Source organism: Kordiimonas gwangyangensis DSM 19435 = JCM 12864 (assembly GCF_000375545.1).
Lineage (GTDB): Bacteria > Pseudomonadota > Alphaproteobacteria > Sphingomonadales > Kordiimonadaceae > Kordiimonas > Kordiimonas gwangyangensis.
Genome location: NZ_AQXF01000006.1, coordinates 54,547 through 66,798, shown reverse-complemented (window position 1 = coordinate 66,798; position 12,252 = coordinate 54,547). Strand labels below are relative to the sequence as shown.

Annotated in this window: 13 protein-coding genes; 5 read left to right on the top strand and 8 right to left on the bottom strand. The window is 56.3% G+C overall.

Annotated elements, in window-relative coordinates:
* The first annotated feature begins 72 nt into the window (after positions 1–72).
* On the top strand, positions 73–261 hold the full coding sequence (locus B150_RS0116510; protein WP_020401058.1) for a hypothetical protein: 189 nt from the start codon (positions 73–75) through the stop codon (positions 259–261).
* A 105-nt stretch (positions 262–366) separates the two neighbouring features.
* On the opposite strand, the gene B150_RS0116505 is transcribed toward B150_RS0116510, so the two are convergent.
* On the bottom strand, positions 367–588 hold the full coding sequence (locus tag B150_RS0116505) for a DUF4170 domain-containing protein (protein ID WP_020401057.1): 222 nt from the start codon (positions 586–588) through the stop codon (positions 367–369).
* 107 nt (positions 589–695) lie between these two features.
* Here B150_RS0116505 and B150_RS0116500 point away from each other — a divergent pair, with 107 nt between their 5' ends.
* Complete coding sequence (locus B150_RS0116500) at positions 696–1,256, top strand: glycine cleavage system transcriptional repressor (protein WP_020401056.1); 561 nt, start codon at positions 696–698, stop codon at positions 1,254–1,256.
* Positions 1,257–1,262: 6 nt separating this feature from the next.
* Here B150_RS0116500 and B150_RS0116495 read toward each other — a convergent pair whose 3' ends face one another.
* The 3 genes from B150_RS0116495 to B150_RS0116485 form a co-directional block, all read right to left on the bottom strand.
* Complete coding sequence (locus B150_RS0116495; protein ID WP_020401055.1) at positions 1,263–1,892, bottom strand: MlaC/ttg2D family ABC transporter substrate-binding protein; 630 nt, start codon at positions 1,890–1,892, stop codon at positions 1,263–1,265.
* A gap of 31 nt (positions 1,893–1,923) precedes the next feature.
* A complete protein-coding gene (locus B150_RS0116490) occupies positions 1,924–2,346 on the bottom strand; it encodes a c-type cytochrome (RefSeq protein WP_020401054.1) in 423 nt (140 codons plus the stop codon).
* A 115-nt stretch (positions 2,347–2,461) separates the two neighbouring features.
* Positions 2,462–4,015, bottom strand: a complete 1,554-nt coding sequence (locus tag B150_RS0116485; protein WP_025896075.1) for an alanine/glycine:cation symporter family protein — start codon at positions 4,013–4,015, stop codon at positions 2,462–2,464.
* 270 nt (positions 4,016–4,285) lie between these two features.
* Here B150_RS0116485 and spbR point away from each other — a divergent pair, with 270 nt between their 5' ends.
* Entirely contained in the window at positions 4,286–5,413 is a 1,128-nt protein-coding gene (gene spbR, locus B150_RS0116480) for a SpbR family protein (RefSeq protein WP_020401052.1), read from the top strand.
* 53 nt (positions 5,414–5,466) lie between these two features.
* Here spbR and B150_RS0116475 read toward each other — a convergent pair whose 3' ends face one another.
* The 4 genes from B150_RS0116475 to B150_RS0116460 form a co-directional block, all read right to left on the bottom strand.
* On the bottom strand, positions 5,467–6,831 hold the full coding sequence (locus tag B150_RS0116475; RefSeq protein ID WP_020401051.1) for a TRAP transporter large permease: 1,365 nt from the start codon (positions 6,829–6,831) through the stop codon (positions 5,467–5,469).
* Positions 6,831–7,394, bottom strand: coding sequence for a TRAP transporter small permease subunit (locus B150_RS0116470; RefSeq protein WP_020401050.1), 564 nt, complete (start codon positions 7,392–7,394; stop codon positions 6,831–6,833). Before B150_RS0116470 ends, B150_RS0116475 begins: the two co-directional genes overlap by 1 nt.
* 3 nt (positions 7,395–7,397) lie before the next feature.
* Complete coding sequence (locus B150_RS0116465; RefSeq protein WP_020401049.1) at positions 7,398–8,471, bottom strand: TRAP transporter substrate-binding protein; 1,074 nt, start codon at positions 8,469–8,471, stop codon at positions 7,398–7,400.
* A gap of 66 nt (positions 8,472–8,537) precedes the next feature.
* The gene (locus B150_RS0116460; RefSeq protein WP_020401048.1) at positions 8,538–11,360 is read right to left on the bottom strand and encodes a hypothetical protein; all 2,823 of its coding nucleotides are present in this window, start codon (positions 11,358–11,360) and stop codon (positions 8,538–8,540) included.
* A 166-nt stretch (positions 11,361–11,526) separates the two neighbouring features.
* Here B150_RS0116460 and B150_RS0116455 point away from each other — a divergent pair, with 166 nt between their 5' ends.
* Positions 11,527–11,793, top strand: coding sequence for a hypothetical protein (locus tag B150_RS0116455; protein ID WP_020401047.1), 267 nt, complete (start codon positions 11,527–11,529; stop codon positions 11,791–11,793).
* Positions 11,790–12,176 carry an Hpt domain-containing protein gene (locus B150_RS22675; protein ID WP_020401046.1) on the top strand — a complete coding sequence of 129 codons (387 nt, stop codon included), beginning with the start codon at positions 11,790–11,792 and terminating at the stop codon, positions 12,174–12,176. Before B150_RS0116455 ends, B150_RS22675 begins: the two co-directional genes overlap by 4 nt.
* Positions 12,177–12,252: the final 76 nt, after the last annotated feature.

Below are 12,252 nucleotides of genomic sequence, written 5' to 3'. Positions count from 1 at the left end.
CTGCAGGACAAAAAACTGTCTCAAATGGGTGATATTCGTAGATGGTACCAGTAAAGAAAATGGAAGAATAATATGTACCAACCAATTGACAGCTCCGGCCTTCGCCGCCTTGTCAGCCTTGAGCTCAACCGCCTTCATCCGCGTACGCGTGAAGAGGCCCATCGCGCCATGACTGGCCGCATGGGAGCTTATGATACTGACGGCATGGCGATTGCAGCCGGCATCGACGCGTATTTTGCCGAACGGGCAAACGCGCACTAAAGCTTTCAAGCTATCCCAAAAGGAAAGCCCCGAAGTGGTTGACGAAATATGGAGCAAGTCTCCAGATTTCGCGCCGGTCTCCGGGGCTTTTGTTTTGGATTTCGTCTATTCTTCGGGTTGAAGCAGTTTGTGAAGGTGCACGACTACATATTTGGTCATTGCATCGTCCACGTTCGCCTGGCTTACACTGCGCCAAGCCTGTTCTGCTTCCGCATAGGTTGGGAAAATCCCAACGATATCAACTTTGCTTAGATCGGCAAATTCGAGCGACTGCGGGTCTTTAACTTGACCACCAAAGACAAGATGAAGGAGCTGTTTGTCAGCCATGAATTATGTCCCTATCGATTTGGTCAAAACCGTAACATCTGATTGCTTCGGTGGCGATTATTTAGCAAACTCGCGGCAAAACACCACCATTTTCTTGGAGTAAGCCCGTGACGACACATTCGACCGACAAATATCTGATTTCCATTATCGGCCGCGACCAACGCGGTGTGGTCTCGGCAGTCACAGGGTATCTCTTTGAAATCGGGGCCAACCTCGCGGATAGCGCTTTTGCTGTTCTTGGCGAGGGTTTCGAATTTTCCTGTGTCGCGGAGTTCACTGCTGGCGCCGATGCGGACGAGGTGTCGTCCGGCCTTGAAGCGCTTGAACTGCTGGATGGCGCCAGAATCACTGTCACGAGCTTCCCCTTTGGGCTGGCGCGTGGCGAGACGGCCGTGATCACCCATGTGGTTGATATCTCTGGTGGTGACCGTCCAGGCCTTGTGGCACGTATCAGCGAAGTGTTGATGGACTATGACGCCAACATCGTGCGCATGAGCAGCAAACGCGTGCCGACGGACGGCGGCTTCGACTACCGTACACGTTTTGCCATCAATGTGGGGGAAGGGCGCTTCACCGCGCTTGAGGCCGCGCTTTATAACACGGCGGGTAGCCTGAGGCTGAACTGCGGCGTCGAAGTGGTAAACCAGGACGCCGCAGACGAAGATTAAGGAACCTTAGGAGGCTGAGCCAGGACCGTCGTTCTGGCTCTTGAGCCAGGCGATAAGGCCGTCGAAGCCTTCTTTCTTGATCTTGCTTGAGAATAGGTCACGGTTGGTGATCAGAAGGTTGATGCCTTCAAACTCAAGGTTCACAATCTGGAAAGTGCCGTCTTTCTTGCGTACACGCCAGTCGGCGAGGATCGGTTCGCCTTCTTCGCGTTTCACTTCCGTTTTGACGAACAGGTGGCCCTGCTTGCCGGACGCCGGCTTGGTACCGGTTACTTCAAGCGCCTTGAAGCCGATTTGCGCCATACGCTTGTCAAACTCGGAAATGATATAGTCGCGCATTGCGGTCATGTAGATTTCGCGCTGCTCAGGGCTGATTGTGCGGTAGTGCACACCCAGCATACCTTGTGCAAGCAGTTCGATATCGGTGGCCTCCTCAAAGATGGCGCGAAACGCCTTATAACGTTCTTCTTCAGAGAGTTTGCTATCGCTCCAGACTGCAATGGTTTCATTGCTTACTGTCTGGATGAACTCAATGGAGCCGCGCACATCGTCCACGGCGCGGTCGCCTCCGTCCTGAGCCATTGCTGGCTGCATGAAGAAAGTTATGAGGGAAAAGAGGGCAATAAGGCGTTTCATCGTCAAATCCTTGCTGGCTAACTAGCCTGAATTATTCGCCCGAAACCGTTGCTGTACGCAGGTATGCCATAAGGTCTTTACGGTCATCTTCCTTGCGCAGGCCAGCGAAGGCCATCTTGTTGCCGGGAAGGAAAGTCTTGGGCGAGCTGAGCCACGCGTCCAGTTTTTCCTCAGTCCAGACAAAATCAGCCTCGGCGAGGGCTTTTGAATATTTATAGTCGTCTTTGCTCCCGGCCTTGCGCCCGAACAGATGGTCGAGGTTAGGGCCCATGCGGGAACGTTCCGCTGCGGTCAAGTTATGGCACGCTTTGCAGCGGTTAAAAATACGTTTGCCTTTCTCCGCATCCCCGCCAGAGGAAAGTGCGGTCGAGCTTGGGTCGTCGTCTGCCACGACGGGGGCGTATGCGCTGCCAAAGAAGGCTGCTACGGCCACGATTGCTAAAGTTGCTTTCATAACTACTGCTCCTGACAAAATTGTGGCGGGGTTCACCCCCGCCACATCATGCATTTTCATACTGAATGCCGCATGAACACTGGTCAAGACGGCTGTGGCAGATTGCCGCCCTGTATTATTCGTTGTGAATATAGGGTTTGATCGCGCCGGATTTAACCCGCTCCATGTAGTTTTGGAGCATTTCTTTCACTTCCTTGCGCATAATGAAGAGACCCACGATGTTCGGGAAGCCCATGGCAAGAAGAAGCGCATCCGCCATATCCATCACCGGTGCGAGCGACATCGCCGAACCGACAATGAGGATGCAGAGGTAAGAAAGCTTGAACGCAAAGTCCGCCGCCTTGTTGTTCCCGAAGAGATAGAGGAACGAACGCTGGCCATAGTAGAACCACGTGATGGACGTGGAGAAGGCGAACAGCACAACGGCGACCGTCAGGATGTACGGGAACCAGTCAATTACGGACGCAAATGCTTTGGAGGTCAGTGCGATACCGGCCGACGTGCCCGAAGCATTCGGGTCGAAGGAGCCGGTAAGGATAACCACAAGCGCGGTGATCGTGCAGATCACAACCGTATCGATGAACGGCTCGAGAAGGGCAACGAGGCCCTCTGCTACGGGCTCTTTTGTCTTCGCGGCAGAGTGTGCGATGGCAGCGGAGCCGAGACCCGCTTCGTTCGAGAAGCTCGCGCGGGGCAAGCCCTGGATCAACACGCCAATGATGCCGCCCTGGATACCTTCACCGGTGAAGGCACCTGCGAAAATCTGGCCGAAAGCCGCCGGAATATCGCTGAAGTGGCTGAAGATAACCACAAGCGAAGCCGAGATGTAGATGGTTGCCATGATCGGCACAAGGAATTCGGTTACGTGGGTGATCTGACGGATACCGCCGATGATCACTAGGCCCACGAAGAACGCGAACAGCATACCAAAGAGCCAAGGACGACCGAAGAAGAAGCTCTCCGCACCACCGGTCAGCGCAACAAGCTCGTTCGTGAACTGTGTCGAGGACTGGTTGACCTGGAACATGGCACCTGCGCCATATGCGCCGCCGATACAGATGACGGCAGCCGCAATTGCGAGGATTTTACCAAGGTTCGGCAGGCCATGGTTCGCAAGGCCTTTCGAGAGATAGAGCATAGGACCGCCGGTGACGACACCGTCCTGGTCAATCTCGCGGTATTTCACACCGAGTGTACATTCGACGAACTTGCTGGTCATGCCGAAGAAACCGGCGAGGATCATCCAGAAGGTGGCGCCCGGGCCGCCGATGGATACGGCGATTGCCACACCGGCGATGTTACCGAGGCCAACGGTGCCGGAAACTGCGGCCGTCAGGGCCTGAAAGTGCGTTACTTCGCCCGGATCGCTTGGGTTGTCGTAGGTGCCCTTGACGATCTTGATCGACTGTTTGAAGCCGCGAAGGTTCGGGAAACCCATATAAAATGTGAAGAAAATGGCTCCGCCCACAAGCCAGATCACGATGAACGGGATCGGAGGCAGAACCGGGATGATGTCTTGAAGCGTAAAGAAAATAACGCTGGAAATCGCGTCGCTGATCGGTGCCATCACTTCGTTGACGGATTCAGCAAAAGTTTTCTCTGTGCTTTGTGCTACAGCGGCGCTAGCCCCCGCAAATATAAGAAATAGTGAAGCCAAAAGGCGTTTCATTGTTGCTCCCCAACACTCTTTGAACTCTGCCCATGCAGGAAAAAAATCCTGCCATTTCATCAGTTTGTTCTTGGGACGAAGCGTTCGTCCGGTTAAAATCGCGCTGCATGCTAGCCGGTAACGGTGTCTTGCTCAACGGAAAGATGCTCACGATTTAGGGATTGTGCGACTTTCCGGGCATTTAGGTGCTTTTGGGCACGCCTTTAACGGGCGATTAACCTGTTTGGCCTAGCGTGCGCGAAGGAGCTCTGATTTTAAGGGAAGATCGACTTGTCTGACGCTAACAAGCTTTCGAGCGCTGATGTCGCCAAACTGCTTCAAGACCCGAACGTTGAAAACCGGGCCGAAGCAGCCTCCAAAGTCGCTGCCACGTTTGGCATGAGTGAACTGACGGAGGGGGAAAAGAAGATTGCGGAAGACATTTTCCGCGTCATGCTGCGCGATGCAGCGGTGAGGGTGCGTCATGCGCTTTCCGAAAGCCTGAAGGATAACCCGGACGTGCCGCACGATGTGGCCGCAAGCCTTGCCCAGGACGTGGACGAGGTTGCGATGCCGGTGATCGAGTTCTCGAGCGTTCTGACCGACAAGGACCTGATTGACATCGTGCGCACCCGTGGCAGCGATGTGCAAAAGGCAGTTGCAGGCCGCAGCACCGTGTCGGAAGATCTGGCCGATGCCCTTGCCGACACTGGCAACGAGGAAGTGGTTGCAACCCTTGTGGGCAATGATGGCGCTAGCATCAAGGAAACCACTTTCGGCAAAGTGCTTGATAAATTTGCGGACAGTGAGCTTGTGAAAGCACCGATGGCGCACCGTGGTGAACTGCCGATCAGTGTGGCGGAACGCCTTGTGACTTTGGTTTCCGAGCAGTTGCGCGACCATATCATGACGCACCACGAAATTTCGCCCACCATGGCAGCTGACCTTCTGCTGGAAAGCCGTGAGAAGGCAACGGTTTCGCTTCTCGGCAGTGGCCAGAAGTCAGCGACTGTACAGGAACTTGTCGACCAGCTTTATACCAACAAACGTCTGACACCAACCTTGATGCTGCGTGCGCTCTGCATGGGCGACACCACTTTCTTCGAAGTGGCGCTCGCGAAGCGTGTGGGTATTCCGGTCGTAAACGCATACAAGCTTGTGCATGACAAGGGCGACCTTGGTCTCAAGCGCCTGTTTGAAGCTGCGGAAATGCCGTTCCAGTTCCTGCCGATGGCCCGTGCGGCCCTTGAAGTGGCGGATGAGATGCTGGAAACCGGCGGTGATGACCGTGAACTGATCCGTCAATTGATGATCGAACGTGTTTTGACCGCTGTTGAAAACGACGTGGACACCGAAAACCTCGATTACCTCATCGGCAAACTTCAGAAGGTTGAAGGTAAGGATTCGGACGCTGCGTGATAGCTACTAGGCCGTCGCAGAAAGAATAAGGGGCGCTGGCAGCGCCCCTTTTTTTATCCCATGCTCGTTCGTGGTAGCCATAGGGCAAGGTCTGGCCAAAAGAGCAGCGCGAGCAAGCCGAGAAGCTGCAACAGCACAAAGGGCACGATGCCTTTATAGATGTCCTGTAATCGCACTCCCTCTGGGGCCGCCCCTTTCATATAGAAAAGCGCGAAACCGAACGGAGGTGTCAAAAAGCTCGTTTGCAAATTGACCGCCATCAGGATGGCAAACCATGTGGTGACCATGGCTGGGTCCGCCAGATGAGTGCCGAAGTCGAGCTTGGCGATGATGGGTGCGAACACCGGCAGGATAATGAGTGTGATCTCGATCCAGTCGAAGAAGAAACCCAGCAGAAATACGGCAAGCATCAGGATGGCAAGCACGGTCCAGGCCGATACGCCGGTTGTGTTCATCACCTCAAGGATCAGATGATGGCCGCCAAGAAGGGCAAAAACGTATGAAAAGGCAGTCGCACCGATAAAAAGCCCGAACAGCATGGTGGTTGTGAGCGCAGAGCGTTCAACAACGTCCCGGAGCGTGGCGAAACTCAGTTTGCCATTAAAGGCCGCGAGCAAGAGGGCCCCAAACGCGCCAACGCCGCTGGCCTCCGTGGGGGTGGCGATGCCCCCAAAAATAGAGCCTAGGACGGCGACAATGAGCAGCACCGGTGGGAAGAAGCTTTTGACCACGCGCATGAAGGTGAGTGTCTCGCCCACCTGCACTTCACCAAGGGGTGGCGCGAGCTTCGGGTTCATCACCGTGCGGGTGAAAATATAACCCATGTAGAGAAGCGCCAGCAGAAGGCTCGGCCCGATAGCGGCCAAAAACAGGCCGCCCGCTGAAGTTGACAAAAGGTCCGCCATGACCACAAGCATGATAGATGGGGGTAGGAGGATACCCAGTGTGCCGGACGCGGCGATTGTGCCGGTGGCAAGGCTTTTATCGTAGCCGCGCTCCAGCATGACGGGCAGGGCCAGTAGGGTCATCATTACCACACTCGCGCCAATGATACCTGTCGTCGCCGCAAGGATAACCCCCAGAACAGTCACGGAAAGGGCGAGGCCACCGGGTATGCGCCGGGTCATGAGCTGTAGGGTGTTGAGGAGGTCCTTTGCAACGCCGCTGCGCTCCAGCATCGTGCCCATGAAGATGAACATGGGGATGGCGACCAGTACCAGTTTTTCCACCACGCCGCCGAAAATGCGGCTGACGACAAGGAAAAAGCTGTTCGGATTTTCGATGCCTAGCCCGACAGCCAAAAGCCAGAACAACAGGCCGACGCCCCCCAGTACAAAGGCAACTGGGTAGCCCGTGAACAACAGTGGGGTGAGCACAAGGAACATCAGGAACGGCAGAAGGTCGATGATCAATTCCATCAGCTCTCTCCCGTCGCCGCGTGTGACCGGCTGAAACTGGTTTCCTGTGCCTCGGCATCAGTACCAAAGAGGAACACGATGGCGTTCAGGAGCCGAGAGATGGCAGTGATGCCCAGAAGTGCGAACCCAAGCGGGATAAACGCCTTGATGATCCATCGGTCTGGCAGGCCGGTCGGCGAGGCTGATGCCTCGTTATAGGTGAGGCTGTAGGACACATAGTCCGCGCCAAATATCAGGATGGCTGCGACATAGGGCAGCAAGAATACCGTGCAGCCCAGAAGCTCGATCCAGGCGCGTGTGCGCGCGCTCAGCCGCTCACTCACCAGTTCAATCCGCACATGGGCATTGCGGCTGTAGGCCCAGCCCAGGCACAGCAGGAACAGTGCGCCGTGCAGGTGCCATTCAAGTTCCTGCAGCTTGGTGGAGCCGATAACAAACCAGCGCCGCAAGGTGACATCAGTGATGATCACCAGCATCAGGAGCACAATGGCCCAGGCGCCGATACGGCCCATGAGGGTGGACAGCCGCTCAAGCTGCCGCGCGAATGAGAGCAGGGCACGCATGGTCTAATCCTTCAGGTAGCCGCGGTCCGCCCAGCCACGATATTTCGCCCTGAACGCTTGCAGGGAATTCCATACGCGGGCAAACTCGGGGTCCTTCTCCGTCAGTTCCGCAGCTACTTCTTCCCACGCGCCTTTGTATGCCGCGAGCATTTCGGGCGGCCATGTATGGATTTGCACGCCTTTTTCCTCCAGCGCGATCATCGCGTCGGCTTGTAGCGCTTCGCCTTCGGAAATGCCGTACCGCACGTTGGCGGAGCAGGCGGCCTCAATCTGAACCTTCTGGGTTTCGTTCAGGCTGTTCCAGGCATCGAGGTTGATCATCAGTTCATAGAAAGTGGATTGCTGGTGCCAGCCTGGGAAATAATAGTGTTTGGCCACCTCATAAAAGCCCATGCGGTAGTCAACTGCGGGCATGGCATATTCGGTCGCGTCAATGGTGCCTAGTTCAAGCGCCTGATAAATCTCACCGCCAGCGATAAGCTGCGGCGCTGCACCAAGTTTCTCAAGTACTTTGCCGCCAAGGCCGAAGAAACGGATTTTGAGGCCCTTGAGGTCATCGACGGACTTGATTTCCTTTTTGAACCAGCCGGACGCCTCTGGGGGGCTCATGCCGCAGATGATGCCGTGAATATTGTGCTTGTGATAAACCTGCTCAAACAGTTCCTTGCCGCCACCATAATCATACCATGCCAGATATTCTGGTGCGGACGGCCCGAAGGGCACGCTGGAGAAAAGCTGAAGTGCGGGGTCCTTGCCTGCCCAGTAACCCGAGGTCGACCAGCCCGCCTCCACAGCGCCGTAGCTGACAGCGTCAAAAGTCTCAAAGGGTGGGGCCAGCACGCCGGGTTCATAGAAGGTGAGGTTGACCGAACCGCCTGAGATGCTGCTGATCTCACTCTCCAGCCGTTTACCCATGGTGCCGATCTGGATGAGGGTGGACGGATAGGTGCTCGTGAGCCGCCATTCAACCTTTGCCGCAGGGTCAGTGGGGGCAGACTGCCCACTTTCCGACTTTTCCTGAGCACACCCTGACAAGCACATGGCACCAGCCATGGCGGCGACGAATACATGCCGCATACCTTCCCCCTTTGGTCCGTTTTGAAATCCATGAACCCTTCCCTGAAGTTCATGGACCATGATGTATTAGCCGAATTTCTTCAGCGCCTGCCCAAGCAGGATATAAAGTTTGCCCATGTCAGATGATACGAGTGTGACGGACAGCGCACTGCCACGGTCGCCCATCATCGCGCGTTCCATCATGCCCTCAAAGTCACGGCAATAGCGTGTAACGGCCTCGCGGAACTCTCCGTCTGTCTGGAACTTGTCGGCAATTGTCTTGCGTGTCTTACGGTCGGCGATCTTCACGGTCCTGCGCATGAAGACCGAGCGGTCGCCCGAGAGATACGCTTCCCACACATCATCCGGCAGGTCCTGCGTCAGCGCTTTATGGATATCGATCGATGTCGATTGCAGGCTTTCCATCAGAAGAGCACTGGTGCGCGCAAAGTCATTCTTGGTGGCCGACGCAATACGTTTTTCAATCTCGGCCGTCTTGTCGATAAACTGGGAAGCACGCTGGGCGATCTTCTCGGCCTCGGTGCCGATACGCATGGCGAGGAGGGCACTCTCTTTCTCGGCCTGGTCGGCGGTCTCCTGATATTCCGTCAGCACGCGGGCGAGCGTGGCTTGCATCTCCTCGCGCAGGAAAGTGATGCGTTCCTCGGCCCGGCTCGAGATTTCCTCCATGCTGGCTGCAAGTTCCTCACGGGTACCCTCAACCGCGCGCTTCATGTCGCCCTGTACGCGCTCGGTCTGGTCCATGAGGCTTTGGCTCGCGGCATCAAGGCGTGTGGCCGCTTCCATGGACCCGAGCGCGAAGTTCTCCACCTCTTTGCTCATGGAGTCAGACGCGGAATTGAGTTTCTTGATGATGCCCTCAGTCTCGGTGCTGATGCGTTCACGTTCACCGGCGAAGGCGTCGGCTGCACTGCCCAGTGCCTCCCGCGATTCCCGCAGCTCATCGCGCATGGATTTGGTGCGCTCGCCAAGGGCATCGGCGGCACCGCTCAGCTCGGCGGCTGCGCTCTGGCCACTTGAGCGCATGTTTTCCATGATGCTCACAAGCTCGCCGGACTTGCCTGTCAGGTCCTCTTGGGCCAGAGAGGCGGTGTTTTGAAGCTCGCGGCTATGGTCGCGGAAACGTTCAGCGGCTTCGATGACCTTCTCCGCCGCTTCGTTGGACGCGCTATTGAGTGCATCGCGCTGGGCGGTCAGGTCTTCTTCAAGCTGTGCGAGTTTCATGCGTGTCTCATTAAGCACGCCTGCGAGAACACCACTTTGGTGACTCATTTGCTCCCGCACGGTGGAGAGCTCTTCGTTTGCGGCGGAAGCTGTTTGATGAAGCGTGTCAGCTTCCTGTTTCATCGCGTCCGAGAGCTCAGACGCTTTGGCGGCAATCTGGTCCGCGCTGGCTTCAAGGCCGGCCGCACCGGTTTCGCCCGCCCGGGTGAGTTCTTCAATCTGCTCCTCGACGCCTGCACGCAGCTGTCGGATATGCTGAAGCGTACGCTCTGCCGCGTGTTCCGCTTTCGCGACAGCCTCGTCGCTGTGACCACTGATAGCAGCCATGGTTTCCGCGAGTGCATCTTTTGCGCGGGTCAGACCGTCAGCCAGTACCTTATCCACATGTTCGGCGTGCTCAAGCACCGCTTTTCCGGTGGCTTCCGTGGTCTCAAGCGTGCGCTTGTTCACCTGTTCGCTGGTAGATAGCGCTGATGCACAGTGTTCCTCAAGCGATTGCCCTGCTTCATCCAGAAGGGATTTTGCGCGGTCCACGGTGTCAAATACCTGCGCGGACATTGCTTTGGTGCGCTCCGCAATCAGGCTTGAAACCTCGTCCGTGCGTTCGAGGGCGTCAGTCGCCGCCGTGCGGACTTCGCCGACGTGGCTTCTGAGTGTTTCTTCAATTTTGGCAGACTCTTGCGCTGCAAGCTGTGCCAGTTCGCCAAGCACGCTCGCCTGCGTTTTCATGTGTTCGGACAGCTCAGCCGAGCGGCCTTCAAGGCCTTCCACATCGTTTCTGAAACGGTCCATGCCGGAAATGACATTGTCGGTCACGGACTGCAGGCGCAGTTCAACGTCAACCACCATTTCCTGCACTTCGTTTGCCTTGAGGCCAACATGTTTGCTGGCGTTGCCGAGGCGCGCTTCCATGGCCTCGGTCGCACTGGCAAGTGCATCAAGGCTGCTGTCTACGCGGGTTTTGGCGCTGTCTGCTGTTGTCGCGGCATGTTCACCTGCACCTTCAAGCCGTGCGGCGATGGTGCTGACAATGGTTTCAAGCGCATTGAAGCGGTTTTCAATGTCCTTGGTAAGGTCTGTCATCGAGCCACGTTCACGTTCCAGAATATCGCGGATGGAAGACGTGCGGGCTTCGGTGTCTGCTGTCGCGGAGAAGAGATTGCTGATCTGCTCCTGAAAGCGTTTTTCCAGATTGTCGATCCGGTCGCCAGCGAGGTCGGCAACGGCCTCAATGTTTTGCAGTTCCTTGGCGAGAGACTTGTTGAGCTGCGCAAGGCGCTGTTCGGCCACTTCTACCGGGGCAACTGCCTTGTGCAGGCTTTGCGCCATGGCAAGGCGGCGTTCAAGAAGCGGATCTGTACGCTGGAATGCAAGTGCCACGAGCCAGAAAACGGCGACAGGTGTTGTGAGGCCGCCGATAAGACCAACAAGGGCCGCCGGGTTGGATGTGAACTCTGTGACCGCGCCAGCATCATAGAGATAATAGGCTGCCGCAGCGAGCCACAGGAGCGTGGACGTGAGTGCGAGGGTAAAAGGCAATAAACGACGCGTATTGCGGGCGCTAACGGCTTTTTTCTCGCCGTCGTCAAGAACGATGGCGCGCGCAAGCTCTTCGCTTGCCTGTTTCTCTTCGGTATCCGGGAAATCCATTTCCGCCTTCGACATTCTGCCCCTCAACTTCCTCACCCGTTAAGGTGTTACAGTTTATGATTAGACCCTATCCGTCAATGCCTAGGTAGGGACTTTTCTTATCGCGGCTGGCATTTTGTTACGGACTTATGGCATCATTGCGAAAGGGGAGAGGTTTTAGGGCTAGGTGTGAGGGGCTTTCATGGCCGATACCACAACAGTGCAGACCAGCGCGCCTGCCGCCAAATTGACGGCGGCACAAAAGCGCTATCTTGAACGTGGGTTGAAGGAACCGGGCGGAAAACTGCCGCTTTTTGACCGGGACGGACAACGCATAAAGGAGCAGACGATCAGGGCATGCCTGTCGCACGGATGGTGTGAACCTTGGCACCGTAACCCCATTAAACCGGATTGGCTTGTTTGCCGTCTGACTGAGGCCGGTCGCATGGCGCTTGAGAAGCGGCCATGAGGCAAGAGACCGGTTGGGACGAAAGTGTTGTGCTCGACGCCACTCACCTCCGCGGCTTCACCGGGGGCGATACAGACCTTGAAGCGCAGGTGCTGCAAATATTTCAAGAGAGTGCGCCAACGTATCTCGTGGCCCTTGAAGCGGCAGATGCGAGCGCATGGCAGGGAAGTGCCCATAAGCTCAAGGGGGCGGCGCGCGGCATCGGTGCGTGGCGGCTTGCGGTAGCCGCCGAGCGCGCCGAGCATGACGAGAAGGCCGCAGGCAATAGCCAATGTGCGGCGCAGCATTTCGAAGTGCTTCATGAACGTTTGCAGCAACTTAGTGACGCAATCGCCGTGCGGTTAAAAGAGATTCGTGATGCCGAAATGATTGACCAGTACTGAAAACAGGCGTTACAAACGATATCAAGGTTATAAGCCCAACTGGGGCATGCGTTTTTAGTGCTTTCGGGGCGGGGGT

Excerpts from the sequence above, each read along its gene's own strand:
- B150_RS0116455 (WP_020401047.1), top strand. The coding sequence starts at position 11,527 with ATGGCCGATACCACAACAGTGCAGACCAGCGCGCCTGCCGCCAAATTG.
- B150_RS0116505 (WP_020401057.1), bottom strand. The coding sequence starts at position 588 with ATGGCTGACAAACAGCTCCTTCATCTTGTCTTTGGTGGTCAAGTTAAA.
- B150_RS22675 (WP_020401046.1), top strand. The coding sequence starts at position 11,790 with ATGAGGCAAGAGACCGGTTGGGACGAAAGTGTTGTGCTCGACGCCACT.
- B150_RS0116475 (WP_020401051.1), bottom strand. The coding sequence starts at position 6,831 with ATGGAATTGATCATCGACCTTCTGCCGTTCCTGATGTTCCTTGTGCTC.
- B150_RS0116460 (WP_020401048.1), bottom strand. The coding sequence starts at position 11,360 with ATGTCGAAGGCGGAAATGGATTTCCCGGATACCGAAGAGAAACAGGCA.
- B150_RS0116470 (WP_020401050.1), bottom strand. The coding sequence starts at position 7,394 with ATGCGTGCCCTGCTCTCATTCGCGCGGCAGCTTGAGCGGCTGTCCACC.
- B150_RS0116465 (WP_020401049.1), bottom strand. The coding sequence starts at position 8,471 with ATGCGGCATGTATTCGTCGCCGCCATGGCTGGTGCCATGTGCTTGTCA.
- B150_RS0116510 (WP_020401058.1), top strand. The coding sequence starts at position 73 with ATGTACCAACCAATTGACAGCTCCGGCCTTCGCCGCCTTGTCAGCCTT.
- B150_RS0116495 (WP_020401055.1), bottom strand. The coding sequence starts at position 1,892 with ATGAAACGCCTTATTGCCCTCTTTTCCCTCATAACTTTCTTCATGCAG.
- B150_RS0116485 (WP_025896075.1), bottom strand. The coding sequence starts at position 4,015 with ATGAAACGCCTTTTGGCTTCACTATTTCTTATATTTGCGGGGGCTAGC.
- B150_RS0116490 (WP_020401054.1), bottom strand. The coding sequence starts at position 2,346 with ATGAAAGCAACTTTAGCAATCGTGGCCGTAGCAGCCTTCTTTGGCAGC.